Origin of the sequence: Streptomyces luteolus (genome assembly GCF_029968015.1) — a bacterium.
Lineage (GTDB): Bacteria > Actinomycetota > Actinomycetes > Streptomycetales > Streptomycetaceae > Streptomyces > Streptomyces luteolus.
This window is the reverse complement of the sequence record NZ_JASCIS010000008.1, coordinates 139,894-165,375: the sequence shown is the minus strand read 5'-3', so window position 1 is coordinate 165,375 and position 25,482 is coordinate 139,894. Positions and strand designations below refer to the sequence as shown.

22 protein-coding genes are annotated in these 25,482 nt (G+C 72.5%); 11 read left to right on the top strand and 11 right to left on the bottom strand.

All coding sequences use genetic code 11. The features are described from left to right. Positions 1 to 93: 93 nt before the first annotated feature. A complete protein-coding gene (locus QIT00_RS10410) occupies positions 94 to 3,564 on the top strand; it encodes a DNA polymerase III subunit alpha (protein ID WP_282534878.1) in 3,471 nt (1,156 codons plus the stop codon). Beyond that, on the top strand, positions 3,561 to 4,532 hold the full coding sequence (locus tag QIT00_RS10405) for a DNA polymerase Y family protein (RefSeq protein ID WP_282534877.1): 972 nt from the start codon (positions 3,561 to 3,563) through the stop codon (positions 4,530 to 4,532). Before QIT00_RS10410 ends, QIT00_RS10405 begins: the two co-directional genes overlap by 4 nt. Before the next feature lie 157 nt (positions 4,533 to 4,689). Here the strand turns inward: QIT00_RS10405 and QIT00_RS10400 are convergent, their stop codons facing one another. The 3 genes from QIT00_RS10400 to QIT00_RS10390 form a co-directional block, all read right to left on the bottom strand. After that, the gene (locus QIT00_RS10400; RefSeq protein ID WP_282534876.1) at positions 4,690 to 5,124 is read right to left on the bottom strand and encodes an SRPBCC family protein; all 435 of its coding nucleotides are present in this window, start codon (positions 5,122 to 5,124) and stop codon (positions 4,690 to 4,692) included. Positions 5,125 to 5,232: 108 nt separating this feature from the next. Beyond that, positions 5,233 to 6,243, bottom strand: coding sequence for a lytic polysaccharide monooxygenase auxiliary activity family 9 protein (locus tag QIT00_RS10395; protein ID WP_282534875.1), 1,011 nt, complete (start codon positions 6,241 to 6,243; stop codon positions 5,233 to 5,235). A gap of 210 nt (positions 6,244 to 6,453) precedes the next feature. Next, complete coding sequence (locus QIT00_RS10390; RefSeq protein ID WP_282534874.1) at positions 6,454 to 7,140, bottom strand: response regulator; 687 nt, start codon at positions 7,138 to 7,140, stop codon at positions 6,454 to 6,456. Between the two features lie 198 nt (positions 7,141 to 7,338). On the opposite strand from QIT00_RS10390, the gene QIT00_RS10385 reads away from it, so the two are divergent. From QIT00_RS10385 to QIT00_RS10375, 3 genes are read left to right on the top strand one after another with little or no spacing between them, the layout of a single operon-like run. After that, on the top strand, positions 7,339 to 8,322 hold the full coding sequence (locus tag QIT00_RS10385) for a Bug family tripartite tricarboxylate transporter substrate binding protein (protein ID WP_282534939.1): 984 nt from the start codon (positions 7,339 to 7,341) through the stop codon (positions 8,320 to 8,322). Next, entirely contained in the window at positions 8,319 to 8,885 is a 567-nt protein-coding gene (locus QIT00_RS10380; protein WP_282534873.1) for a tripartite tricarboxylate transporter TctB family protein, read from the top strand. The genes QIT00_RS10385 and QIT00_RS10380 overlap by 4 nt, the downstream gene beginning before the upstream one ends. A 1-nt stretch (position 8,886) precedes the next feature. Next, the gene (locus QIT00_RS10375; protein ID WP_282534872.1) at positions 8,887 to 10,410 is read left to right on the top strand and encodes a tripartite tricarboxylate transporter permease; all 1,524 of its coding nucleotides are present in this window, start codon (positions 8,887 to 8,889) and stop codon (positions 10,408 to 10,410) included. 111 nt (positions 10,411 to 10,521) lie between these two features. Here the strand turns inward: QIT00_RS10375 and QIT00_RS10370 are convergent, their stop codons facing one another. Then, complete coding sequence (locus tag QIT00_RS10370; RefSeq protein ID WP_282515262.1) at positions 10,522 to 10,656, bottom strand: hypothetical protein; 135 nt, start codon at positions 10,654 to 10,656, stop codon at positions 10,522 to 10,524. Between the two features lie 239 nt (positions 10,657 to 10,895). Here QIT00_RS10370 and QIT00_RS10365 point away from each other — a divergent pair, with 239 nt between their 5' ends. After that, positions 10,896 to 12,038, top strand: a complete 1,143-nt coding sequence (locus tag QIT00_RS10365; protein WP_282534871.1) for a methyltransferase domain-containing protein — start codon at positions 10,896 to 10,898, stop codon at positions 12,036 to 12,038. Between the two features lie 22 nt (positions 12,039 to 12,060). Here the strand turns inward: QIT00_RS10365 and QIT00_RS10360 are convergent, their stop codons facing one another. Continuing rightward, positions 12,061 to 12,564, bottom strand: coding sequence for a DUF402 domain-containing protein (locus tag QIT00_RS10360; RefSeq protein ID WP_282534870.1), 504 nt, complete (start codon positions 12,562 to 12,564; stop codon positions 12,061 to 12,063). Beyond that, positions 12,539 to 13,465, bottom strand: coding sequence for a GNAT family N-acetyltransferase (locus QIT00_RS10355; RefSeq protein WP_282534869.1), 927 nt, complete (start codon positions 13,463 to 13,465; stop codon positions 12,539 to 12,541). Before QIT00_RS10355 ends, QIT00_RS10360 begins: the two co-directional genes overlap by 26 nt. Positions 13,466 to 13,536: 71 nt before the next feature. Here QIT00_RS10355 and QIT00_RS10350 point away from each other — a divergent pair, with 71 nt between their 5' ends. Then, the gene (locus QIT00_RS10350) at positions 13,537 to 13,905 is read left to right on the top strand and encodes a GntR family transcriptional regulator (protein ID WP_282534868.1); all 369 of its coding nucleotides are present in this window, start codon (positions 13,537 to 13,539) and stop codon (positions 13,903 to 13,905) included. Between the two features lie 151 nt (positions 13,906 to 14,056). Here QIT00_RS10350 and QIT00_RS10345 read toward each other — a convergent pair whose 3' ends face one another. Beyond that, positions 14,057 to 15,166, bottom strand: a complete 1,110-nt coding sequence (locus tag QIT00_RS10345; protein WP_282534867.1) for a DUF5925 domain-containing protein — start codon at positions 15,164 to 15,166, stop codon at positions 14,057 to 14,059. 862 nt (positions 15,167 to 16,028) lie between these two features. Here QIT00_RS10345 and QIT00_RS10340 point away from each other — a divergent pair. Then, positions 16,029 to 16,838 (top strand): SGNH/GDSL hydrolase family protein, encoded by an 810-nt coding sequence (locus tag QIT00_RS10340; protein ID WP_282534866.1) that lies wholly within the window; start codon positions 16,029 to 16,031, stop codon positions 16,836 to 16,838. A gap of 496 nt (positions 16,839 to 17,334) precedes the next feature. Next, on the top strand, positions 17,335 to 17,604 hold the full coding sequence (locus QIT00_RS10335; RefSeq protein WP_282534865.1) for a hypothetical protein: 270 nt from the start codon (positions 17,335 to 17,337) through the stop codon (positions 17,602 to 17,604). Positions 17,605 to 17,772: 168 nt separating this feature from the next. On the opposite strand, the gene QIT00_RS10330 is transcribed toward QIT00_RS10335, so the two are convergent. After that, a complete protein-coding gene (locus tag QIT00_RS10330; RefSeq protein ID WP_282534864.1) occupies positions 17,773 to 18,996 on the bottom strand; it encodes a CaiB/BaiF CoA transferase family protein in 1,224 nt (407 codons plus the stop codon). A 194-nt stretch (positions 18,997 to 19,190) separates the two neighbouring features. On the opposite strand from QIT00_RS10330, the gene QIT00_RS10325 reads away from it, so the two are divergent. Together QIT00_RS10325 and QIT00_RS10320 are read left to right on the top strand one after the other, a co-directional pair. Next, the gene (locus tag QIT00_RS10325; RefSeq protein WP_282534863.1) at positions 19,191 to 20,930 is read left to right on the top strand and encodes an amidohydrolase; all 1,740 of its coding nucleotides are present in this window, start codon (positions 19,191 to 19,193) and stop codon (positions 20,928 to 20,930) included. Positions 20,931 to 20,981: 51 nt separating this feature from the next. Next, a complete protein-coding gene (locus QIT00_RS10320; protein WP_282534862.1) occupies positions 20,982 to 21,764 on the top strand; it encodes an ABC transporter permease in 783 nt (260 codons plus the stop codon). 123 nt (positions 21,765 to 21,887) lie between these two features. Here the strand turns inward: QIT00_RS10320 and QIT00_RS10315 are convergent, their stop codons facing one another. From QIT00_RS10315 to hmgA, 3 genes are all read right to left on the bottom strand, one after another. Beyond that, positions 21,888 to 23,096: a type ISP restriction/modification enzyme gene (locus QIT00_RS10315; protein WP_282534861.1), complete on the bottom strand. Its 1,209-nt coding sequence runs from the start codon at positions 23,094 to 23,096 to the stop codon at positions 21,888 to 21,890. A 20-nt stretch (positions 23,097 to 23,116) separates the two neighbouring features. After that, entirely contained in the window at positions 23,117 to 23,866 is a 750-nt protein-coding gene (locus QIT00_RS10310; RefSeq protein WP_282534860.1) for a GntR family transcriptional regulator, read from the bottom strand. Between the two features lie 87 nt (positions 23,867 to 23,953). After that, positions 23,954 to 25,282, bottom strand: a complete 1,329-nt coding sequence (hmgA, locus tag QIT00_RS10305) for a homogentisate 1,2-dioxygenase (protein ID WP_282534859.1) — start codon at positions 25,280 to 25,282, stop codon at positions 23,954 to 23,956. Positions 25,283 to 25,482: the final 200 nt, after the last annotated feature.

The following is a 25,482-nucleotide window of genomic DNA, read 5'->3' as shown; positions in this document are numbered from 1 at the left end:
GAGTCCCGTGGGGTCGTACGTACGTTCGAAACTGGTCTATGGTGGAGAAGGGGATGCGGAGAGCGATGGTTCAGGTGGGTTCAGGAGGTGCGTGTGCCGGAGTTCACGCATCTGCGCACCGTCTCCGGGTTCTCGTTGCGCTACGGCGCCTCGCACCCGGAGCGGCTGGCCGAGCGCGCCGCCGAGCGGGGCATGGACGCAGCTGCGCTCACCGACCGGGACACCCTCTCCGGGACGGTGCGCTTCGCCTCGGCCTGTGAGAAGGCCGGGGTGCGGCCGCTGTTCGGCGTCGACCTCGCGGTGGCGCCGGCCGTACGGGAATCGGGCTCCGCGCAGGAGAAGCGGCGCACCCCCGTGCGCGGCGGCGCCTTCGTCGACGAGTCCGCGCCCCGCGTCACCTACCTCGCCCGGGACGGCGCCGCCGCCTGGGCCGAGCTCTGCCGGATGATCACCGCTGCGCACGCCGACGCCCGGGACGCCTCGGCGCAGCCGCTGCTTCCCTGGTCGGACAACCACGGCGACGGCCTCACCGTGCTGCTCGGCCCCGCCTCCGACGTGGGCCGCGCCCTCGCCGCAGGCCGCCCCGACCGCGCCGCGAAACTCCTCGCGCCCTGGCGGGAGCGGTACGCCGACGCGCTCCGCCTGGAGGCCGTCCACCACGGGCTGAAAGGCACAGGGCCCGGATCGCTGCGGCTCGCCGCCCGCACCGTGGGCTTCGCCGCCGAGCAGGGCGTACGGCCCGTGCTCAGCAACGCCGTCCGGTACGCCGACCCGGGCCAGGGCCCCGTCGCCGACGTCCTGGACGCCGCCCGGCGCCTCGTGCCCATCGATCCGCGCAAGGGGCTGGACAGCGGTGAGCGCTGGCTCAAGGGCGCCGACGCGATGCTGCATGAGGCGGAGCGGGTCGTGGAGGCGGCGGGCTACCGGCGCGAGGCCGCGTACCGCCTGCTCGAAAGCACCCAGCAGACCGCCGCCGCCTGCCTCGTCGACCCCGAGGACGACCTGGGCATCGGCTCCGTGCACTTCCCGGAGGCGCGGCTCGTCGGCGCCGGGCGGCGCACCGCGCAGCGCGCCCTCACCTCCCGCGCCGCCGCCGGAATGCTGCTTCGCGGCTACGGCGACCGGCGCGCCTACTGGGAGCGGATGCACCAGGAGCTGGACGTCATCGCCCACCACGGCTTCGCCTCGTACTTCCTGACGGTCGCCCAAGTCGTGGACGATGTACGGGAGATGGGGATCCGGGTGGCCGCGCGCGGCTCGGGGGCCGGGTCGCTCGTCAACCACCTGCTCGGCATCGCGCACGCCGACCCCGTCGAGCACGGGCTGCTGATGGAGCGGTTCCTGTCCACGCGGCGGTCCGTCCTTCCCGATATCGACATCGACGTGGAGTCCGCCCGCCGGATCGAGGTGTACCGCGCGATCATCGACCGCTTCGGCGCCGAACGGGTCGCCACCGTCTCCATGCCCGAGACCTACCGCGTACGGCACGCCATCCGGGACGTCGGCGCGGCCCTGTCCATGGACCCCGCCGAGATCGACCGGCTCGCCAAGGCGTTCCCGCACATCCGCGCCAAGGACGCCCGCGCGGCGATGGCGGAACTGCCCGAGCTGAAGGACGTGGCCGAACAGCGGGAGAAGTACGGGCGGTTGTGGGAGCTGGTCGAAGGGCTCGACGCGCTGCCGCGCGGGATCGCCATGCACCCGTGCGGGGTGCTGCTCTCGGACGCCTCGCTGCTCGCCCGTACGCCCGTGGTGCCGACCAGCGGCGAAGGGCTTCCCATGTCCCAGTTCGACAAGGAGGACGTGGAGGAGCTCGGACTGCTCAAGCTCGACGTGCTCGGCGTCCGCATGCAGTCCGCGATGGCGCACGCCGTACGAGAGGTCGAACGCGCCACGGGTGCCTCCGTCGACCTGGACGCGGTCCCGCCTGGCGACCCGGCGACGTACGAACTCATCCGCAGCGCCGAGACCCTTGGGTGCTTCCAGATCGAGTCGCCGGGCCAGCGCGACCTGGTCGGGCGGCTTCAGCCCGCGACCTTCCACGACCTCGTCGTGGACATCTCGCTGTTCCGGCCCGGACCGGTCGCGGCCGACATGGTGCGGCCGTTCATCGAGTCCCGGCACGGCCGCAGGCCCGTCAGCTATCCGCACCCCGACCTGGAGGAACCGCTGCGCGAGACGTACGGCGTCGTCGTCTTCCACGAGCAGATCATCGCGATGGTGGACATCATGACCGGCTGCGGCCGCGGCGAGGCCGACCGGGTGCGGCGCGGGCTCTCCCACCCCGAGTCGCAGGGCCGGATCAAGGTGTGGTTCGCCCAGCACGCGGCCGCGAACGGGTACGACGCCGAGACGATCCAGCGGACCTGGGAGATCATCGAGGCGTTCGGATCGTACGGATTCTGCAAGGCGCACGCCGTCGCCTTCGCCGTGCCGACCTACCAGTCCGCCTGGCTCAAGGCCCACCACCCGGCCGCGTTCTACGCCGGGCTGCTCACCCACGACCCCGGCATGTACCCGAAGCGGCTGCTGCTCGCGGACGCGAGGCGGCGCGGGGTGCCGGTGCTACCCCTCGACGTGAACCGGTCCGCGGTCGCCCACACCATCGAACTGGTGTCCGATGAGGGTGGGCGGTCCGGTGGCCGCTGGGGCGTGCGGCTCGCGCTGTCCGACGTGCACGGGATCAGCGAGGCGGAGGCGCGGCGGATCGACGAGGGCCGCCCGTACTCCTCGCTGCTCGACTTCTGGCAGCGGGCCAGGCCCGGCAGGCCGGTGGCCGAACGGCTCGCGCAGGTGGGCGCGTTGGACGCGTTCGGCGGCAACCGGCGCGATCTGCTCCTGCACCTCGCCGAACTGCACCGCGGCGCCCGCGGCTCGTACGGCTCGCAACTCCCCCTCGCGGGCGGCCGGAAGACCGCCGCCGTCGGCCTGCCCGACCTCGGCGAGGCCGAACGGCTCAGCGCCGAGCTCGGCGTCCTCGGCATGGACGCATCGCGGCACCTCATGGGCGACCACTACGCGTTCCTGCAGGAGCTCGGCGTGACCTCCGCGAAGCGGCTGCGGCTGGCCGAGAACGGGCAGACCGTCCTGGTCGCGGGCGCCAAGGCGGCCACCCAGACGCCGCCCATCCGCTCCGGGCGCCGCGTCATCTTCACCACCCTCGACGACGGCACGGGCCTGGTCGACCTCGCCTTCTTCGACGACAGCCACGAGCGGTGCGCGCACACCGTCTTCCACTCCTGGCTGCTCCTCGTCCGCGGCGTGGTCCAGCGGCGCGGCCCGCGCAGCCTGTCCGTGGTGGGCGCGGCGGCGTGGAACCTCCAGGAGCTGGTCGAGCTGCGCGGGACGGGCGGGCTCGAAGCGGTGGGGGAGCGGCTGGCGGCGCCCGTCGCCGTCGCGGATACGGACGCCGATACGGACGCCGATACGGACGCCGATACGGGACGGCGGATCCGTATGCCCACCGGCTACGAGATGAACCCGTGGGCCGACCTTCAGCCACCCGGCGAAGGGCCCCCGGGAGGACGGAAGTTGTGGCACCGGAGCCAGGGGAGCGCGGGATGATTCTTTGTGTACGGTTCCTGACGGGCGCGGACAGTGATGCCCTGCTGCCCGAACTCATCGCGCTGCTCGGCGAGTTGACGCCCGTCGTCGAGGCCGCGCCGCCCGACACGGCCCTCGCCGACGTGCGCGGCGCCCTGCGCTACTTCGACCGGGACGCCGAACAGCTCGCCGCGCTCGTACGGGTCCGCGCGCTCGCCCTGCACGGCGTGGACTGCGTGATCGGCGCGGGCCCCAACCCGATGCTGGCCAGGATGGCCGCTCGGGAGGCGGGGCCCGGGCAGACCCGGGTGGTGCCGGCGACGGCCGACGGCGTACGGGAGTTCCTCGACCGCAAGCCGGTCGTCGCCCTCGAAGGCGTCGGCCGGGCCACCGCCCGCACCCTGTGCACCTACGGCCTCGACTCCGTCGACCGCGTCGCCGCCGCACCGCCCGGCACACTCCAGCGGATCCTCGGGGCGAAGACGGGGCGCGAGGTGTACGAGAAGGCGCGCGGCATCGACCGCACCCCCGTCGTACGCAACGCCGCGGCCCGCTCCCTCGCCGCCGAACGGCCCTTCGCCCGCGACGAGTTGGACCCCGCCAGGCACCGGCGCGCCCTGCTCTCGCTCACCGCGGAACTGGGGGCGCGGATGCGCGGCGCGAGCCAGGTGTGCCGCTCCCTGACGCTGACGGTGCGCTACGCCGACCGTTCCACCACCACCCGCTCCCGCGCCCTGCGCGAACCCACCGCGCACTCGGCGTCCCTGACCGCCGCCGCGTACGGCATGTACGAGGCCCTCGGCCTGCAGCGCGCCCGGGTACGGACGCTCTCCCTGCGCGCGGAGGGCCTGGGCCCCGCCGAACAGGCCGCCCGCCAGCTGACCTTCGACCCGGTCGACGACAAGGCCCGCCGCCTGGAGGCCGCGACGGACCGGGCGCGGGCGCGGTTCGGGGAGGGGGCGGTGGGGTTGGGGGCGCTGGCGGCGTAGGGCTGACTTTTCCCCTCCCCGCCCCTTCCCGAATCTCCTAAATCGCCGGAGGGGCTCAAAATTGAGCCCCTCCGGCGATTGAGGAGCGGGGCCCGGGGCGGAGCCCCGAAGCTCCGCAGGATTTCGGGAAGGGGCGGGTAGGGGAAAGAAGCCCCCGTCAAGCCAGCACCTTCCGCAGCGCGTACCCGAACACCACCCGGCCCGCCCGCGCCGTCAACGCGTCCAGGAACCTCGGCAGGGGGCGTACCCGCAGGTCCTCGCGCCACACCACGTACGAACCCGTGCCGAGGGGGCGTACCTCGATCTCGGCCCAACCCGTCAGGAATGAGCCCGTCTTGACCAGTCGGCAGTGGCCGAACTCGCTGTCCCCGGCCGGGGGTTGCCAGGCGGTGACCTCCATCGGGTCGTCGAAGGCGAACCGGCCGACTCCCGTGCGGGCCACGAAGCAGGTGCCCGTACGGGTGGGCGGGGCCGTCAGTACGGCCGTGCGCGTCAGCGGGACCTGCGCGGCGTGCCGCGGCCAGTCGGTGACGCGTCGCCAGGCCTCGGCGGGGGTGAGCGGGCAGCGGTGGGCGATCCGGAACTCGGGCACCCGGCCAGCGTACGCAGGGCCGCGCCGCCGCCCCCGAGGTGAAGGAAGGGGAGCGGCGGCGCGGCGGAACCGGCGTGCAGGCGCCGGGGTTCGGGAGCCGGACGGGCGTCAGCGGCTGTGGCGGCCGCCCGCGGTGGCGCGGCGGCGGACCGAGCCGAACAGGGCCGCGGCGCCGACGGCGAGGGCCGCGGCACCGCCGATCGCGATGTACGGGGTGGTGGAGTCGCCGCCGGTCTCGGCGAGCTCCGTACCGGTGGCCGCCGCGGGCTCGGCGGCGCCGTTCGCCTCGGGCGCGTTGCCGGTGTCCTCCTGCGGCGCGGCGCCCCCGGCGGTCTCGGCGGCCCCAGCCTCCTGGTGCTGCGCACCGTGCTCGGCGTGGTCGCCGCCGTGGCCGGAGTGGTCCACCGTGGACTTCTCGGCGCCCGCGTCGATCTGGTCGCCCGACGGAGCCTCGGCCTCCGGCGCCTTCGCGGCGCTACCGCCGTCCTTGCCGAACGTCACGTCCGAGCAGGTGTAGAAGGCCTCGGGGGAGTCCGAGCGCTGCCAGATGCTGTAGACGAGGTGGCGCCCTGACTTGTTCGGAACGGTGCCGTCGAAGACGTACTCACCGTTCTCCAGCTTCGGGTCGGTGACCTTCGCGAACGGCTCCGACTCCAGGTCCGACCACTTCAGCGGCTTGCTCGGGTCGTAGCTGTCCTTGGTGATGTACAGCTCGAAGGAGCCCTTGTGCGGGGCGGTCGCCTTGTAGCGGAACGTGTGCTTCCCGGCGCCGAGTTCGCTGGCCGGCCAGTCGGCGCGGGGCAGGTCGAGGCCCTTGTACTTGTCGCGGCCCGCGCTGCAGAGCTTGCCGTCCGGGATGATCTCGCGGTGCTTGCCCGCGGCGTCGGCGATGTTGACCTCGTTCCAGTCGTAGAAGGCCTGCGCCCCGCTGGCCTCGACCGCGGCCTTGCAGGCGGCCGACTTCGGCGACTCCGGGCCCTCGGCGAAGCAGGCCGAGACGCGGCTGACCGGGTCCGTCATCGAGCCGTGCGCGGCGGCGGGGGAGGCGGCCAGGGCGGTCAGCGCGAGCGGAGCGATGCCGAGGGCGGCGACGGAGGCGACGGTGCGGCGCGTGGTCATTGGGGGTCTCCTCGAAACGGTTCAACAGGGTTCTGCCTGAGACGAGCCCTGGGGGTTGGCGAGTTCGAAGCTAGCCCCTGGAAACCGTGAAATCGCCTGCTGAGGCCGGGTCTTGGTGATCCTTATGGTCGCTTTAAGGGTCGGCTCAGAAGTGGTTAAAGACAGCGTGCGGAACGTCCGGTTTCTCCCCGGAGCCGTGTTCGCCGGAGCTCATCCCACCCACCGGTACCGCCGCTCCGGCCGCCCCGTACCCCCGTACTTGAGCGTCACCTCGACCCGGCCCGTGTCCGCGAAGAACTCCAGATAGCGGCGGGCGCTCACCCTCGACAGGGAGCCCGCCTCGGCGCACTGCGTGGCGGACAGGCCGCCCGGCTCCGCGCGCAGCACCCGCTCGACCAGGTCCGCCGTATGGGCCGCGAGGCCCTTCGGCAGTTCGCGGGAGCCCGGCGGGCGGGTGCCGAAGATCTGGTCGACGTCCTCCTGGCGGGCCTCGCCCAGGTCGTCGAGGCGGGCCCGCAGCGCGGCCACATGCCTCAACTGCTCTTGCAGCGCCGCCTGGTTGAACGGCTTGATGAGGTAGTGCAGCGCCCCGGCGCGCAGCGCGGAACGGATGATGTCGCCGTCCCTGGCGGCCGTGATGAACAGCGCGTCCACCCGCGGCCGCCCGGGATCGCGCTCCTCGGCGGCGCGCAGTTCGCGCAGGACGGAGATGCCGTCCATGTCCGGCAAGTACACGTCGAGCAGGACGAGATCGGGGCGCAGCCGCTCGGCCGCGCGCAGCGCGTCGGCGCCGCTGTGGGCGACACCGACCACCGTGAATCCGTCCATCGCGGACACGCAGCGGCCGTGCAGCTTGGCCACCATGAAGTCGTCGTCCACGACCAGCACCTTCGTCATCGCCGCAGGCTAAGCGCGTGACCACAACGACCACAACGTCCGTTGCTTGCGGAAGGGAGACAGCTTGTTCACGCACGGGCAACATGTGGGCCACTTCACAAGCCTTCACGGGACCTTTATCTGTGAATTCCGTCAACGAGTTCCGTCAACGAGTTCCGTCCACAAATTCCGTCTACGTACCGACAGGTGGTGGCACACGTGCGCCTGCGCACTCCCCTCGCCCTGCTCGGGGCCGCGCTGCTCGTGCTCGCCGGGCCGCCGCTGCTCACCTCGGGCAGCGGCGCCGACACCGGCACGCAGATCCCGGGCCTGCGCTTCATGGTTCCCAACACCCCGGGCGGCGGCTACGACATCACGGCCCGCACCGCCGCCAAGGACGCCGAGGACGCCGGCCTCACCCACAACATCGAGGTGTTCAACCTGCCCGGCGCGGGCGGCACCGTGGGTCTGACCCGGCTCGTCGGCGAGCACGGCAACGGCAAGCTCGCCATGTCCATGGGCCTGGGCGTGGTGGGCGCCGTACGCTCCAACGACTCGCCCAAGACCCTCGCCGACACCACCCCGATCGCCCGCCTCACCGAGGAGCAGGACGTCGTGGTGGTCGCCAAGGACTCCCCGTACAAGACCATCGAGGACCTGGTCGACGCCTGGAAGAAGAATCCGGGCAAGATGCCCGTGGGCGGCGGTTCCTCGCCCGGTGGGCCCGACCACATCGCGCCCATGCTGATGGCGCGGGCCGCCGGGATCGAGCCGAAGAACGTCAACTACGTACCGTTCGACGGCGGCGGTGAACTCCTCGCCTCCATCCTCGGCAACAAGGTCGCCTTCGGGGTGTCGGGCGTCGGCGAGTACCTGGACCAGATCAGGTCCGGGGAGCTGCGGCTGCTCGCGGTGACCGGGCCGAAGCGGGTCAAGGGCCTGGACGGGCCGACCCTCAAGGAGTCCGGCTACGACGTGAACTTCACCAACTGGCGCGGCATCGTCGCCCCGCCGGGCCTGAGCGAGGCCGAACGGGAGAAGCTCACCGGCCTCGTGGAGAACCTGCACAAGTCCGAGCAGTGGCAGAAGTCCATGAAGAGGAACGGCTGGGAGGACGCCTTCGCCACCGGCGACGAGTTCGGCGACTTCCTCGACGCCCAGGACAAGCGTGTCGTGTCCGTACTGAAGGAGCTAGGCCTGTGACGACCGCGACCCCTGAGTCCCCTGAATCCCCTGAACCCCCTGAGTCCCCTGGGGCACAGCCCGAGCCGCGCCGGTCCTGGCTCAAGGAACACTCCGAACTCGGCGTGTCCGTCCTGCTGCTGGTGCTCGGCCTGCTCGTCCTCACCGACGCCCTCACCATGGACGTCGACATCGCGCAGCGCGGCCCCATCGGCCCGAAGACCGTGCCGATCGCGGTCGGCGCCGGGCTGCTCCTGATCGCCGTACTGCTCGCCGTCGACGTGCTGCGCGGCGGCCGCGGCGAGGCCGAGAGCGGCGAGGACGTCGACCTGTCCGAACCGGCCGACTGGCGCACGGTCCTGCTGCTCGCCGGGGTCTTCCTGGCGACCGCCGTCCTGATCGACCCGCTGGGCTTCCCGGTCGCCGGGGCGCTGCTCTTCTGGGGCGCGGCCTTCACGCTCGGCAGCCGCCGCTACGACCGCGACCCGCTGATCGCCGCGGCGCTCTCACTGCTGACCTACGTCGTCTTCAACAACCTGCTCGGGGTGCCGCTGCCCGGCGGTCCGCTGATGGGAGTGCTGTGACATGAACGCCCTCAACTCCCTGATGGACGGCTTCGGTACGGCGCTGTCCCCGCTCAACCTGCTGTGGGCCGCCATAGGTGTGCTCCTCGGCACCGCCATCGGCGTGCTGCCCGGCATCGGCCCGGCCATGGCCGTCGCCCTGCTGCTCCCGGTGACGTACGGACTTGACCCGACCGGCGCGTTCATCATGTTCGCCGGGATCTACTACGGCGCGATGTTCGGCGGCTCCACGACCTCCATCCTGCTCAACACCCCCGGTGAGAGCGCCGCCGTCGTCGCGGCCATGGAGGGCAACCCGATGGCCAAGTCCGGGCGCGGCGCGCAGGCGCTCGCGGCCGCCGCCATCGGCCACTTCGCGGGCGGCATGGTCGGCACGATCCTGCTCGTCGCGCTCGCCCCGAAGATCGCCGAACTCGCCGTCGACATCGGCGCACCCGACTACTTCGCCATCATGGTCCTCGCGTTCATCGCGGTGACCAGCGTCCTCGGCTCCTCCCGCATCCGCGGCCTGGCCTCCCTGCTCATCGGCCTCACCATCGGCCTGATCGGCCTCGACCAGATGACCGGACAGCAGCGCCTCACGTTCGGCTCGCTCCAACTCGCCGACGGCGTCGACGTGGTGATCGTCGCAGTGGGTCTGTTCGCGATCGGCGAGGCGCTGTGGGTGGCCGCCCATCTGCGGCGGGGCAGTGCCGAGGCGATTCCGGTCGGCCGCCCCTGGCTCGGCAGGGCGGACGTCAAGCGGTCCTGGAAGTCCTGGCTGCGCGGCCCCGCCATCGGCTTCCCGTTCGGCGCGATCCCGGCAGGCGGCGCGGAGATCCCCACGTTCCTCTCGTACGTCACCGAGAAGCGGCTCTCCAAGCACAAGGACGAGTTCGGCAAGGGCGCCATCGAAGGTGTCGCGGGCCCCGAGTCCGCGGCCTCCGCCTCCGCCGCCGGAACGCTGGTCTCCATGCTCACCCTCGGCCTCCCGACCACCGCGGTCGCGGCCGTGATGCTCGCCGCGTTCCAGCAGTACGGCATCCAGCCGGGCCCGCTCCTCTTCGAGCGCGAGCCGGAGCTGGTGTGGGGCCTGATCGCCTCGCTGTTCGTCGGCATGGTGCTGCTGCTCGCCCTGAACCTGCCGCTGGCCCCGCTCTGGGCGAAGCTCCTGCGGATCCCGCGCCCCTACCTCTACGCGGGCATCCTGTTCTTCGCGGCGGTCGGCGCGTACGCGGTCGGCGGCGAGTCGCTCGACCTGGTGATCCTGCTCGTCATCGGCCTGATCGGCTTCGGCATGCGGCGCTACGGACTGCCCGTGCTGCCCGCCGTCATCGGCGTCATCCTCGGCCCGGCCGCGGAGCAGCAGCTGCGCCGCGCCCTGCAGATCAGCGACGGCAGCGTCACCGGGCTCGTCAACACGCCGTTCTCGGTGACGGTCTACGCCGTGGTCGTGATCCTGCTGGCCTGGCCGCTGCTCAAGAAGCTGATCAGGAAGAGCAGTTCGGACCGTTCGGACCGTTCGGACCGCACCGTGGACGCATGACACCCCCCGACGGCTTACCGGGCTCCGCCCCCGGACCCCGGCTCCTCAAGCGCCGGAGGGGCTCAAAAATGAGCCCCTCCGGCGCTTCAGGAGGCCTGTCCGGCAGGATGCTCAGCTTTCCGGCCACCACGTTCTGCGAACGTCCTCGCGGATCTCGGGGCGTGGCCGGGCGGCCTCCTCGCGGCGCTCCTCGGCGCGGCGCTTGGCGGGCCTGGTCAGGGGCTTGTGCAGGGTCTGGCGACGCATGACGGCCTCCTAGGGTGGAGCAGGCCTGGTTCCGCGTTCCGGAGGCAGACCCGGAAGAGGAGCGTCACCCATCGCCGCACCTCTGTCTGTGGCGTGCGTCACTCCCTCTGGTGCGCGGACCCGCGCGCAGAGGTGTGGACCCCGTTCTACGGGACTGTTCCTGCGCCCCGTGCGCCCCCTGTGCACTCCTGTGACGGGACGACTCCTCGCTGTCAGTGCCGACTGCGACCATCGGCGTCATGACGATCGACCGCACCGACCGCACCGACCGCACGGACCGGACCGACCGCACCGACCGCACCGACCGCACGGACCGCACCGTCCCCCGCGACCACACCGAGACCGCCTGGGCGGAACGGCTCGCGCAGTGGCTCCCGCCCGCCCCGGCGGACGTCCTCGGCCTCGGCTGCGGCACCGGCGGCCTGGCACTGCTCGCCGCCGAGCGGGGACACCGGGTCACCGCCGTCGACAGCGAGCCGAGGATGTCCGAGCGGGCCCGCGCGCGGCTCGCCGGGACCGGCGCCGAGGTGCTCGTGGGCGAGGCGAGCAGACCCCCGGTCGGCGGCCGCCGCTTCGACGCCGTCCTGGTCCGGCACGTGCTGGGGGCGCTGCCCGACCCGGAGGCCGCCCTGCGCCACTGGTGCTCCCTGCTCCGGCCCGGCGGGCGGCTCGTCCTGGTCGAGGGCGTGCGGGGCGAGCGCAGCCCCGTCGGCCTCCCCGCCGCCCGGCTCACCCGCGCCCTCGCCCCGCTCGCCGGCCGGGTGCACACCGAGTCGCTGTCGTCCGACGCCCGGCTGTGGGGCGGCCCGGTCACCGACGAGCGGTACGCACTGGTGGCGGTCGTGGACGGCCCGCGCCGCCACCGAGAGGTGGTCGACGTCCACCTGATCGTCCGCAGGGGCGGCGAGGTACTGCTCGCCCGCCGCGCGAACACCGGTTACGCGGACGGCCTGCTGCACGCACCCTCCGGCCACACCGAGGACGGCGAGGACGTACGGGAGGCGGTGATCCGCGAGGCCGAGGAGGAGGTCGGCCTGCGCCTGGCCCCGGACGACCTGCGGGTCGCCCTCGTGATGCAGCACCGCGGCCCCGGCACCGCACCCCGCATCGGCTGGTTCTTCGAGGCGGACCACGGCGCGGGCGGCACCCCCGTCAACTGCGAGCCGGACAAGTGCTCCGAGCTCGGCTGGTACGCGCTGGACGCGCTGCCGGACGACATGGTCGCGTACTGCAGAGCGGGCCTGGACGCGTACCGCGCGGGTGAGCGCTTCGTCCTCCACTGGCACGAGGACGACGACCCGATCGCGTACGACCCGAAGTCCGGGCGGGCGGTTCCGCTGCCGGTGAGCGGGGGTGCGGGCGATGCCCCGGGACAGGTGTGAGACGGACGGCCCGGGGCGCGGCTCAGCCGGTGAGGAGCGGGCCCAAGCCCTCGCCCGGAGCGCGGAGTTCGAGCTGGTCGAGGGCGGCCACGGCCTGCCGTGCGGCCGCAGGGTCCCGCTCCGCGAGGCCGCTCTCCGCGAACTCGTCCTCGTCCAGGCGCAGCACCGACGTGCGGTCGGCGGACACCCACAGGTCGAGGTCCAGGTCCTCCACGACGACCCCGGCCGCGCCGACCTCGGCCGGCCGGGTCACGTCGCAGTACCAGCCCTTCAACTCCCCGCTGCCCGACCGGACCTCCTTCACCGCGTACCACCGGTCCCGCCAGTAGTGCTCGGTGAACATGTCGCCCGGCTCGAAGCGTACGAAGCCGAAGTCCCGCACGCCCGCGCCCGCCCAGGCCGCCCGCACCACGAGATGGGTGCCGTCGTCGCTGAGCAGCGCCGCCGGATAGCTGATCTTCGTGCGCCCGGCCTTGCGCAGGACCACGTCCACGACCGCCTCAGCCGATGCCGAGTTCTCGGACATGCCGTACCTCCGTCGCACAGATCTCGTAACCGAACCACTTGTTGACCGCCAGCATCGGCTGGTTCCCCGCGTCGTTGCCGGTGAACGCCTCGGTGAGGCCCGCGGCCCGCGCCCGGTGCAGCGAGTGCGCCTTGACCAGCTTGGCCAGCCCCTTGCCCCGGTGGGCGCGCGTCACGCCCGTCATCCCCGAGGTGTACCGGCTGACCCGGTCCGTGCGGGCCGCGGTGAACGCCGCGGGCACCCCGTCCACCACGGCCACCACGGTGAGGTCGCGGTCCAGGCCCGGGTGCCCCCAGGTGCTGGTCAACCAGCCCTCGTAGTCGTCCAGTTCGGCCCCGACGTCGCTCGGCTCGTCCGCCGTCGTCTCCGCGTCGAGGGCGAACAGCGGCCGCGGATCGGCCGCGAAGTCCGCCGCCGTACGCAGCTCCACCCCGGCCGGGACCTCGGGCAGCGGCGGGAGCGTGTCCTCGGCCAGGCCGAGCCGCAGGAAGCGCGCGGAGCGGCGCGCCAGGTAGCCGCGCCGCTGCGCGAAGGCCCGGTTCCCCGGCTCGTCGAGCACCCAGGAGTAGACGGAGCTCGCGCCCGCGAACGCCAGATGCTCCTCGGCGGTGCGCACGAGCAAGGAGCCCGCGCCCTGCCCGAGGTGCTCCGGGTGGACGTACACGTTCGCGTACGCCTGCCCCGGCGTGCCGCTCTCGTACGCGAGACCGACCTGGGCGCGGCCCACCACCCGGCCGTCGATCTCGGCGACGAGCAGCCGATAGGCGCTCGCCGGGTTGGCGTGCGCCACCGACCATACGATCTCCTGGGGCGTGGTCACCAGGAACGGGATGGCCGCGCGCAGCACTTCGGCGGTCGCCTCGGCGTCCTCGGGGCGGAATTCTCTGACGAGCACAGTCATGGTGACGGACCGTACGACGCGAACCGCTGCCCGCGCCTTCGAATTTCCGGTCCGTACGCCAGAATCGAACCGTGACCCTCAAGATCCACGTCGACCACGAAGCCGGTGCGCCCTACGAGCAGGTGCGCGCCCAGATCTCCGAGCAGGCCAGGTCGGGCGCACTGCCCGTGGGCCACAAACTCCCGACGGTGCGCGGCCTCGCGGAGGAACTCGGCCTCGCCGCCAACACGGTGGCCAAGGCATATCGCGCGTTGGAGGCGGACGGGGTGATCGAGACCCGCGGCCGCAACGGCACGTTCATCGCGGCCGCGGGGGACGCGGCGGAGCGGCGTGCGGCGGCCGCCGCGCAGGCGTATGCGAGGGAGGCCCGTCGCCTGGGCCTCGGCCACGGCGCCGCCCTTGACGCGGTACGGGATGCGGTGCGGGCGGCGTACGAGTAGGTACGGGGAAGGGCTCGCGGACCACGTCCCGCACCGTCGACTCGGTCACCGCCGGATCGCCCAAGGGCTCGTCCTCACGCGCCGGACGGGCTGATTCTTCGGCCCCGGACGGGCTGATTCTTCGGCCCGTCCGGCGCTTGAGGACGAGCCCCTACAGGTACAACCCCGCATCCGCTGCGTCCCGCTGGTCCGGCACGGACGTCGGGCTCGTGCCGCGGCGCAGGGCGAACAGTTCGGCGAGCGTCGCGCCGTCCCGCCCCACGGCCTCCTCGGCGTCGGGGAAGCCCGCGCCCAGCCAGTCGAGGGACTCGACGCGGGTCAGTCCGCCCACCTCGATCCGGGCCAGGCAGCGCCCCGGGCGGACCACGGCCGGGTGCAGCCGCTCCAGGTCCTCGTTGGTGGTGACGCCCACCAGGACGTTGCGGCCCTGGCCGAGCAGTCCGTCGGTGAGGTTGAGCAGCCGGGAGAGGGCCTGGCCTGCGGTGTGCTTGGCCTCGCCGCGGATCAGCTCGTCGCAGTCCTCCAGGAGCAGCAGCCGCCAGCGGCCGCCCGCCGCGTCGTCCTCGCCGATCGCGATGTCCATGAGGTAGCCGACGTCGGAGAAGAGCCGCTCCGGGTCGAGTACGCAGTCCACCTGGCACCAGTCGCGCCAGGAGCGGGCGAGGGTGCGCAGGGCGGAGGTCTTGCCGGTGCCGGGCGGGCCGTGCAGGAGGAGCAGGCGGCCCGCGATGTCCTCGGGGGTGGTCTTCATCAGCCGGTCCATGGCCTCGGCGACCGGTGTCGTGTAGTTGGGGCGGACCTCGTCCCAGGTGCCTGCGGCGATCTGCCGGGTGGTGCGGTGCGGGCCGCGGCGCGGCGACACGTACCAGAAGCCCATCGTCACGTTCTCGGGCTGGGGTTCGGGCTCGTCGGCGGCGCCGTCCGTGGACTGCTTCACGATCTCGCGGGCGAGCTCCTCGGTGACCGCGGTGACGGTGACGTCCGCGCCCCGGTTCCAGCGGGAGATCAGCAGGGTCCAGCCCTCGCCCTCAGCGAGGGTCGCGCTGCGGTCGTCGTCGCGCGCGGCGCGCAGCACCGCCGCACCCGGGGGGATCAGGGTCAGGCCGGACTTGACGCGGTCGATCGACGAGCTGTGCGCGTACGGCTGCTCGCCCGTCGCGAAGCGGCCGAGGAACAGCGCGTCGACGACGTCCGAAGGGGAGTCGCTGTCATCGACGTTGAGCCGGATCGGCAGGGCACCGTGAGGGTCGTCAGCAGGCATGCGGCCCATGATCCGGCACACCCGCCGGTCCCGCACCGCATTTCCTCAAGGCCCGGCCGTGCTGCGGGGCGGGCCGGGCGACGTGGTTCCGGGCCGTGCCGGGCGGCGTGGTGCAATGAGGCGGCCCGGCGCGCCGAGCCGTGGCGGCCGGACCGGCAGATCCGTGCGGGGCGGGGGAGTTGACGTGCCGGGTTCAGCGCGGCCGAAACGGCGCAGGGCGGCACCTTCGGCGTTGGCGGTGGCACCGCGCGCACCCCGGCTACGACGTGAGCGAGGCGCCGGGGAGCGCGGCGGCCTGCGACGAGTCGGCGGCTCCCGAGGAGGCGGGGGCTCCCTCGGCCGAACCGGCTCCCGCGGCCGAACCGGCTCCCGCGGCCGAACCGGCTCCCGCGCCTGGCCCGCCATCACGCTCATCGTGCTCGCCCTGACCGCCTCCGCGACGGGCACCTTCTTCTGGTCGGCGCCGCTCTGGGGCACCCTCGCACCGCACTGGCCCGGCGGCGGTCACGGATTCGCCGTTCCTGCTCGCGCTCCAGCTCGGGGCGATCCGGCCCAAGCACCGCAACCGGGACGCCGATTGCTACGAGGTGGGCGGGGCCTCTGGTGCGCGTGCCGCGTCCGGAAGCGGGGCGGAAGCGAAGGCGCCCTCCGGGACCGCTGAGCCCCACCGAACTCCCTGGTAACTGAGCCGTTCTCATCTCCCGCTCCCAGCAAGGGAGTTGTCCTGTGAAGGGGCCGTTCCCAGGTCAAACCTGTTCCGCGTGAAGGTCCCCACACCGAACCTTCTTGGCATGGACACTCCCGGCGTCACCGGCCGCGTGCTACCACGGCTTAGGCAGAGATCCTGCTAAAGGGAGGTTCCATGAGACTGTCCCGAATCACGGCTTACGCCTCGTCACTTCTCCTTGCCACAGGCTTAGCTCTCACCGGAGCGGGCACGGCAGGGGCCACCGAGGGCGCGGCGGCCGAGGCCTATGTGGCGCTCGGCGACTCCTACTCCTCGGGCCTCGGCGCCGGCAGCTACGACAGCGGGAGCGGTGACTGCAAGCGCAGCACCCGGGCGTACCCCGTCCTGTGGGCCAACTCCCACTCCCCGTCGTCCTTCTCCTTCACCGCCTGCTCCGGCGCCCGCACCGGCGATCTGATCAACAACCAGCTGGGCCCCCTCAACTCCGGCACCACGCTCGTCTCCCTCACCATCGGCGGCAACGACGCGGGCTTCGCAGACGTCATGACCACCTGCGTCCTGCAGTCCGAGAGCAACTGCATCGCCCGCGTCAACGAGGCGAAGCGATACGTCGACACGACGCTTCCCGGCAACCTCGACAAGGCGTACAGCGCGATCCGCGGCAAGGCCCCCAACGCGCAGGTGGCCGTGCTCGGTTACCCCCGCTTCTACAAGCTGAACGGCGGCTGCGTCGCGGGGCTCACCGAGAACGAGCGCGCCGCCATCAACGGCGCCGCCGACCACCTCAACGCCGCCACCGCCAAGCGGGCCGCCGACCACGGCTTCGCCTTCGGCGACGTGGTCCCGGCCTTCACCGGTCACGAGATCTGCTCCGGCGACTCCTGGTTGCACAGCGTCAACTGGGGCAACATCGGCGAGTCCTACCACCCCACCGCCGCCGGTCAGTCGGGCGGATACCTGCCCAGCTTCAGCGGCACCGTGTGAGCAGTGCAGGACCGCGGGCAGGAGCTCCCGTACGACCGGGGCTCCTGCCCGTTCGCCGTGCCGTTCGACGACAGGTCAACTCTCCTCCCGCACAAGGAACTTGACGCGGAGGGTGACCGCTGATGCGCGCGGGGTAGCAGTTCGGCCCCGCGATCCGCCCTCGTAAACATCGCCACGCCGGAAAGTGGTGATCATCACAGACTGCAAGGGCTCGCGTCGCGTTACCGTCCACACAGGGCCGTCGGGACATGCCGCGTTCCGCCATCTGGAGGCATGGGCGAACAGGCCCTCGGCCGCCCCCGAGGTGACGGTCGGTCACCACGAGTCGGCCGCGCCCAACTTGTCCAACTCGCCCTGGAATCAGGCGTATTCAGAGAGTGAGCGTCAACATCCTTAAGGTGGAAGTGAATCCTGCGACCGGGATACACGGGTGTCAGTGTGGGGCGATAGGGTTAACCTGCCCGGGCCGGGTGCCCTCGTACGGGTGGGGAGTGACATGGAACAGATAACAGTGCGCAGCAGGGCGCGAATCCCTGCGATCACCTGCGGGAGCAGTGCGACCAGCTCTCGTCTCGACCGCCATCTGTCGGTGCTGGGCGGCCCCGCCGTCCCGCGGCGGGAGTCGGCGGACGCGACGTCGCTGATGCGCGAGCTCACGACGCGTGATGTGGCGCACGAGCGCACGAGCCGTGTGGCCCGTGTGCGCAAGGTCTCTCTCTTCGCGCCGCTCCGGCGGCTGACCCGCTCGCTCTTCGGCGGCCACTGAGCCGTCTGCGGCCACTGAGCCGTCTGCGGCGGCCACCCGGCCACCGTACGAAGCGAGCAGGACAGAGCAGAGCACGACAGAGCAGAGCACGACAGTGTGAGCCCGCAGCCCGCGGGCCACACCCCGGCCCGTCACACGCACAGGCCCGCCACGCACAGCCCGCCACGCTCAGGCGACCACACCGTCCCGGCGCAACGCTGCGATCTCGGCGTCCGACATCCCCACGGCACGCAGCAGCGCCCCGGTGTGCTCGCCGAGCGCGGGCACCGCTCCCATCACCGGTTCCGCCCCGCCCGGCAGCGTCACCGGCGGCAGCAGCGCCCGCAACGGCCCCACCGGTGACCCCACTTCGCGCCACCGCCCCCGCGCCGCCAGCTGCGGATGCTCCGCCACCTCCGTGACGTCCCGCAGCCGCGCGCACGCGATCCCTGCCTTCTCCAGACGCGCCAGCGCGGTGTCCGCGTCGAGCCGCACCAGGGCCTTCGCCACCAGCTCGTCCGTCGCCGCCCGGTGCGCCGTCCGCGCCGCGTTCGTCGCGTACGCCGGATCGTCCGCCAACTCCGGCCGCTCCAGGACCAGTTCGGCCAGGCGCCGCCACTCCCGGTCGTTCTGCACGGAGAGCAGCACACGCGCCCCGTCCGCCGTCCCGTAGGCGTCGTACGGGGCGATCACCGCGTGCGCCAGGCCCGTGCGGACCGGTGGCTCGCCGCCGTGCATCGCGTGATGCAGCGGATGGCCCATCCACTCCGCGAGGGCCTCCAGCATGGAGACCTCCACCGGGCCGCCGAGCCCTGTCGTCGACCGCCTGAGCAGCGCCGCGAGCACCCCCGAGAACGCGTACATCGCCGCCGCGATGTCGGCCGCCGGGATGCCCGCCTTCACCGGCTGCTCCGGCGTCCCCGTGACCGACACCAGGCCCGCCTCGCACTGCACGAGCATGTCGTACGCCCGCTTGTCCGCATACGGGCCGCCCGCCCCGTACCCCGAGATGTCCACCGCCACAAGCCGCGGATGCTCCGCGCACAGCGACGCCGCGTCCAGGCCCAGGCGGGCCGCCGCACCCTGCGCCAGGTTCTGCACGAAGACGTCCGCGTCCGCGATCAGTGCCCGTACGGCCGCGAGGCCCCGTGGATCCTTCAGGTCGACCGCCAGGGACTCCTTGCCGCGGTTCGCCCACACGAAGTGCGAGGCCAGACCGGCCGCCGCCGTGTCGTAGCCGCGGGCGAAGTCGCCGCCGTCCGGCCGCTCGACCTTGATCACCCGGGCGCCCAGATCGGCCAGTTGACGCGTGGCGAACGGTGCCGAGACGGCCTGCTCGACGGCGACGACCGTGATGCCGTCCAGGGGCAGCGGCTGCTGCTGCGGCTGAGGGGGACGCGGAGAGTTCTGCATGGTTCTTGATCCTGAACCCCGCGTAATGGCTTTGTCACCCCCGGATGTTGACGTGGCAACGATCACGGTCCAAGGTGCTGATCACCGCAAGCGCATGGCAGGTACACCGAACTGCGGTGTGCCCGTGCGCTGTTGTCCCCGTATGCCGCGATTCGCCGATGTCCTCGCCACCGCCCTCACCCCCGGAGGCCCGCGTGTGTGACCTGCACGATCAGCACGAGCACGACCACGAGACCGCCACCGCCGGACACCCCGCGCTCAGCCGCCGGCGCGTGGTGCAGCTCCTCGGCGCCGCGGGCGTCACGGCCGCCGCGATGAGCGCCGACGCCGACCCCGCGATGGCCGCCGCCTCCGAATCCGCCGATACGGACGGCCCGTACAAGGCACCCGAAGGGCTCGCCGAGGACAGCGCCGCCAAGCGGACCGCGCTCGGCTGGATCGCCTCCCACGCGGACCGGATCACCGGCCTCAACGAAGAGATATGGGAGCTGGCCGAGCTCTCCCTGCGGGAGTGGAAGTCGTCGCTCGCCCAGGCCGACTTCCTCAAGAAGGCCGGATTCCAGGTCGAGTTCGGCACCGCCGGATTCCCCACCGCCTTCACCGCGACGTACCGGCACGGCTCGGGCGGACCGGCCATCGGCTTCAGCGGCGAGTACGACGCGCTGCCCGGCCTCTCCCAGAAGAAGGGCGTCGGCCACCACGACCCCCTGGAGTACGTGCACGACCCGTACGCCCCCACGTACGGCCCCGGCCACGGCTGCGGGCACAGCGCGCTCGGCACAGCGGCGGCAGCGGCGGCCGCCGCCGTGGCACGGGCCGCGAAGAAGCACGACATGCCCGTGACCGTGAAGTTCTTCGGCTCCACGGCGGAGGAGACCCTGGTCGGCAAGACGTACGCGGTCTCGAAGGGTGTGTACGACGGACTCGACGCGTTCCTCGACTGGCACCCCTCGACCGCCAACGCCACCGGCTGGGGCAGCACCACCGCGATGACCGCCGTGACGTTCACCTTCCTCGGCGTCGCCGGGCACGGCGGCACCCCGCTCGGCAACAAGTCGGCCCTCGACGCCGCCGTGATGATGGCGACGATGTCGGAGTTCCTGCGCGAGGAGAATCTGGCACCCAGCGGCCGGCTCCACTGGGTGATCAACAACGGCGGCGACATCCCGAACGTCACCCCGGAGATCGCCGAGATCTCGTACTACGTACGCGAGGGCAGCCCCGCGCGTGTGCAGGTGCTGCTCGACAAGGTGATCGCCGTGGCCGAGGCGGCGGCGAAGGCCTCGCAGACCAAGGTGCGCCACCGCATCACCGCGGCCTGCTGGAACCAGCTGCCGTCCCGGTCCTTCGCCGAGCTCCTGCACGACAACATGCGGCAGATCGGTCCGCCCGAGTTCTCCGGCGAGGCGCAGGAGTTGGCGAAGGAACTGCAGAAGTCCCTCGGCCTGCCCGAGAAGGGCCTGCACACCGAGATCGGCGAGCTCAGCCCGCCCAACCCGGTCTTCATGGGCGGCGGTTCCACGGATGTCGCCGACATCAGCTGGAACGTGCCGACCGTGTCCTTGGGCGCGGCCCTCGCGCCCATCGGAACCAAGATGCACACCTGGTCCACGGCGGCCTGCGCGGCGGCGGCGCCCGGCCGGGCGGCGGTGCTCGCCGCGGCTTCGTACCTGGCGGCGACGGCGGTCGACCTGCTCACTCAGCCGGAGCGGCTGAAGGCGGTCAAGGAGGAGTTCGCCGAGCGGACGAAGGGGGTGGAGTGGAAGACGGCGCTCCCGGAAGGGTACGAGCCGCCGATGTACGAGCCGCCGGCGTGGTTCCTCAAGCGGACCGGCCAGAAGTGGCCCCCGAGCAACATCACGTGGCCGCCCGGGCGAGTGGTCTCGCAGGAACAGTTCTCCTCCCTGGGGCCGGAGTTGGCGCCGCAGAAGTAGGCCAGGCTTTCGGGAAGGGGCGGGGCGGGTCGGGGAGCATAGGGTTGCCGCGTGCCCGCGTATGCCGCCTCCACCACCCTGCTCCCGGTCAACCTGACTCTCGGCGCGGTCCTCGCCGTGCTGCTCGCGGTGGCCGCCTGCGTCGCCGCGTTCGCCAGGCTGAGCCCCGCCGAGGACCGGGGGCGCGCCCGCGAGATCGTCGTCGCCGGGCTGCGCGCCGCCGTCCAGCTCGCCGTGGTCTCCCTGCTGATCGGCTGGGTGGTCCGCTCCGTACCGCTGCTGCTCGGCTTCCTCGTCCTGATGTACGCGGTGGCCACCCGCACCGCCGGACGCCGGATCACCGCCGACGGCAGCTGGTGGTGGGCGGCCGTGCCCATCGGGGCGGGCGTCGTCCCCGTGGTCCTGGCGCTGCTGCTCACCGGGCTCGTGCCGCTCAAGGGCATCGCGCTGATCCCCGTCACCGGCATCCTCATCGGCGGCGCGCTCACCGCCACCGTGCTCGGCGGCCGCTGCGCCCTGGACGAACTCGACGCCCGCAAGGGCGAGGTGGAGGCGGCCATGGCCCTCGGCCTGAGCGACCCCGAGGCCCGCTTCCTGGTCGCCCGCCCGGCCGCGTCGGACGCGCTGATCCCCGGCCTCGACCAGACCCGCACGGTCGGCCTGGTCACGCTGCCCGGCGCGTTCGTCGGCATGCTCCTCGGCGGGGCGTCACCGGTACAGGCCGGCGCGGTCCAGCTCTTCGTGCTCGTCGCGCTGATGGCGGTGCAGGGGGTTGCGGTGGCGGCGGTGCTGGAATTGGTGGCGCGGGGGTGGCTGCATCGTGAGGTGGCCTAGGGGGCTTCTTCCCCACCCCGCCCCTTCCCGAAATCCTGCGGAGCTTCGGGGGCCAGCCCCCGGACCCCCGCTCCTCAATCTCCCCCAGCTACCGCTGGGAGGTGCCCCCAGAGAGGCTCAATTTCACAGCAGCGCGAACTGCCCGCCCGGACCCTCCTCCTGGTGGTCCAGGACCGAGGCGGGTCGGCGGGCCGTGTCCGGCACGGGAAGTACCCCCGCCGTACGCAACGCCTCCGCGCCGATCGGCGCCTCGGCCGCCGCGCGCGCCAACTCCTCCTGACGTGGGCGGACTTCGGCGAGAAGGGACAGGACCGTGATCAGTTCGAGCAGCTCGGACGTCCAGGTCTGCGGCCACTCCGACGGCCGCAGCGCCTCCAGGCCCTCCGGCTGCTCGGCCCACGAGCGCCGCTCGAACCACAGCTGAAGGACCCGTACCCCGCACACGTGGAAGTCCCAGGCCGCCGCCGGGACCGGGGAGATCCGGCCCTCGCCGATGTGCAGGGCCTCCTCCTCGCGGTCGTAGAGCAGCTCGGTGGGGCGGGCGGGCAGCGCGGAGCGGACGTACGGGCGGCGGCCGCCGGGGAGTTTGGGGCGCTCGCCGGTGCGCAGATGCAGCCACAGGACGCGGTGGCCGAGGTCCACGCCGTGCGCCCACACGTCCGGGTCGGCGGTGAGCGGGACCCGGCAGCCGGACGGGGTGCGGCGGGCCGTGGCCAGGCACCAGGCGAGCAGGTCCTCGGGGCGTACGTCCGTGCCGAGGCGGTCGGCGAGTGCGTCCAGGAGGCCGGGCGCCAGGTTGGGCTCGGTGCCGCCGGGGCGCCGGTAGAGCGGGCGGATCCGGCCGGGGCGCCCGGCGGGGGAGCGGCCGTCCGGCAGCAGCCCGGTGGCGACCAGCGCGGGCCCACCGGCCTCCGGCACGTGCCCGGGCTCGACGAGGAACAGCTGCTCGACGTCCGCGACCCGCCACAGCTCGGGCCTGGCCGCGTCGATCAGCCGGTGGTCGGGCAGCAGCCACTGCTCGTCGAACGGCCCGTGCAGCACCCGCACGGGCTCGGGGCACGGCCCGGACTCGTCGGCGAGCGGGCGCGTTCCGCTGCTCTGGCCGGGGAGCTGGGCGACGGAGGTGATCAGGGTGCGGGACCGGCTGGGGTGCAGCAGCACCTGACGCTTCTCGGCGTCCGCCCGTACGAACGCCGCCCAGCGCGCCTTCAGTGACGCCGCGTCCGGTGCCATCGGCCAGCCGCGGCCGAGCCGCAGCGGAGCGACCGACCAGGGCAGCAGATCGTCGAGCAGCGGGGCGGCGGAAACGGCTGCCACGTCCGATTGAGTCACGCACCGATCGTACGGCGTGATCAGTGGGCGTCCAGGGTGACCGTGAACGAGAAGCGGTCACCGCGGTAGTGGATGCGGGCGACGTCCAGGACCTCGCCGTCCTCGTCGTAGGTGACGCCGGTGTAGTGCAGGATCGGGCTGAGCAGCGGGACCTGGAGCAGGGTCGCCGTCTCCGGGTCCGCGAGCCGGGCCTCCACCGTGTCCGTGATGCGGCTGATGCGAAGCCGCACCACGTCCCGGAGCACCTTCGTCATCGGCCAGCGCTCCAGATCGGCCGGATCGATACGGGCGGCGACGTCCGGACGGACGTAGTTGCGCGCGTGGTTGGTCGGCTCCCCGGTCTGCTCGTCGCCGCGCAGCCGGTGGTACGTGGCCACCTCCGCGAGGCCCGGGAAGTACGCGGCGACATCCGCCGGCGCCGGGCCCTCGCCGTGGCTGAGCAGCTCGGTGCGCATGCCGGACTGCTGGGCCACGATCGCGTCGACCGAGCCCAACAGCCGTACCGGAGCGCCTCGTTCGGCGCTCGGCTCGATGAACGTGCCGCGTCGGCGGTGCCGGCTGATCAGGCCCTCGTCCTCCAGCTCCTTGAGCGCCTGGCGCATGGTCAGGACGCTCACGCCGTAGTGCAGCGCGAGCTGCTCCTCGGTGGGCAGGCGCAGCGGCGCCTCCGGGGTGCGGCCGAGTATCGAGGCGCGCAGCGACTGCGACACCTGGTACCACAGCGGCAGCTTGCGGTTGAGGACGATCGAGTCCGGGGCAAAGGCGGTCACGGCTGCTCCGCTCCGTAAGGATCCGCTCCGTCTTGCGACCGGTTCATGACGGAATGCGTGGGGTTGAGCTCAGGAGTGTCCCGAGCCTCAGACATTTCCTGGCCGGAAATGACGCTGGAGACCCTGCCACACATCGTCGTAGCCCGTCTGCAGGTGGGACGCCTCGGCCGCCTGCGGGGCGAGCGTCACGGGCCAGCGGGTCTCGAACATGAACGCCAGGCCGTCGTCGATCTTCTGCGGCTTCAGCTCGGCCGCGGACGCCTTCTCGAACGTGTCCCGGTCCGGTCCGTGCGCCGACATCATGTTGTGCAGCGAGCCGCCGCCCGGCACGAAGCCTTCGGCCTTGGCGTCGTACGCGCCCTCGATCAGGCCCATGTACTCGCTCATCACGTTCCGGTGGAAGTACGGCGGCCGGAACGTGTCCTCGCCCACCAGCCAGCGCGGCGCGAACACCACGAAGTCGACGCCCGCGAGCCCCGGGGTGTCGGTCGGCGAGGTGAGGACCGTGAAGATCGACGGGTCCGGGTGGTCGTAGCTGATCGAGCCGATGACGTTGAAGCGGTGCAGGTCGTAGACGTACGGGACGTGGTTGCCGTGCCAGGCGACGACGTCGAGCGGGGAGTGGTCGTAGACCGCCGACCAGAGGTTGCCGCAGTACTTGCTGACCACCTCCACGTCCCCTTCCACGTCCTCGTACGCGGCCTGAGGGGCCCTGAAGTCCCGTGCGTTGGCGAGGCCGTTGGCGCCGATCGGGCCGAGGTCGGGCAGCTGGAAGGGCGCGCCGTAGTTCTCGCAGACATAGCCGCGGGCGGTCGCGTCGAGCGGTTCCACGCGGAAGCGCACCCCGCGCGGGATCAGGGCGACCTCGCCCGGCTCGGCGCGCAGCAGGCCCAGTTCGGTGCGGAGCAGCAGGCCGCCGTGCTCGGGGACGATCAGGAGCTCGCCGTCGGCGTCGCTGAACACCCTGCGTTCCATGGGGGAGTTGGCGTGGTAGAGGTGCACGGCCATGCCGGTGCGCTGCGTCACGTCGCCGTTGCCGCCGACCGTCCACAGGCCGTCGAGGAAGTCGGTGCCGGGCGCGGGCTCGGGCAGCGGGTTCCAGCGCAGCCGGTTCGGGTCGGGCACGGACTCGGTGAACGGGGCCGTGCGCACCGCGCCGTTGTCGATCCGCGTGAACGCCGGATGCGCGGCGGAGGGGCGGATGCGGTACAGCCACGAGCGGCGGTTGTGGCCGCGCGGCTCGGTGAACGCGCTGCCGCTCAGCTGCTCCGCGTACAGGCCGAGGGGGGCGCGCTGCGGGGAGTTCCGGCCGTGCGGCAGGGCGCCGGGGACGGCCTCGCTGCTGTGCTCGTTGCCGAAGCCGGAGAGGTACGAGAGCCCCTCCGCCGTCTTCCGCGCCTGCTCGGTGCCGCTCATGTGTGCTCCCCGCTGCCGTAGGAATCTCGCAATCCTATGGTTCACCGTAGGATTGTGCGGTGGTCCCGTCAACAGATTCAGCCCGTCTGGGGGCACCTCCCAGCGGTAGCTGGGGGAGATTGAGGACGAGCCCGGAGGGCGATGGGGCGGGGTCTGGGGGAAGGCCCCAGGATGCCGAGCCCCGTGCCGCGGTGCCGACG